We start from the raw sequence: 502 nt of genomic DNA, 5'->3' as shown, positions 1-502 counted from the left end.
ACCACGCCCGCCAAGACGCTGGACATCGACGGTGACAACATCATCGGCACCGACGGATATCGCACCAGCAACCGGTCTTCAAACCCGTCCTACGCCACGACCTCGGTCGAAGCTCCGAATACCAATAATTTCAGCAAGATCGACGATCCGAACAATCCATCGGGCGCTGACGTCACGACCGGGGCATTGCACGATGCAAACGCCGGGCTCGGGGAGGAAACCGTGGCGCTGCTTGAATTCGTGATCACTGGAGCCATCCCCGTCGGTGAAACTCTGCGAGTGGGTGTCTTGATCGACAGCGTTGGCTCGTCGGACGGCTCCAATTCCGCCACCTACACCCTCAAGCAGACCGTCGGCGGTTCGGCCACAGCCACCACTCCGGTGCTGAACTATCAGGACGGAAGCCTCGATGTGGCCTATTTCGACGTCACCGACTTCAGTGTGGGGGACACCTTCGTGGTCACATCCACGACCTCGGATTCCAACTCGGTATTCTCCGCCA

Annotated in this window: 1 protein-coding gene; it reads left to right on the top strand. The window is 59.6% G+C overall.

Annotation, left to right across the window (positions count from 1 at the left end; all coding sequences use genetic code 11):
• Positions 1-502, top strand: a 502-nt coding sequence (locus tag ACG2LG_RS24200) for a hypothetical protein (protein ID WP_396263477.1), incomplete at both ends; no start/stop codon positions are given.

This window comes from Haloferula sp. A504, from assembly GCF_044385805.1.
Classification (GTDB): domain Bacteria; phylum Verrucomicrobiota; class Verrucomicrobiia; order Verrucomicrobiales; family Akkermansiaceae; genus Haloferula.
Note: the sequence above shows the minus strand (reverse complement) of the source record. Positions and strands in the feature narration are given on the sequence as shown.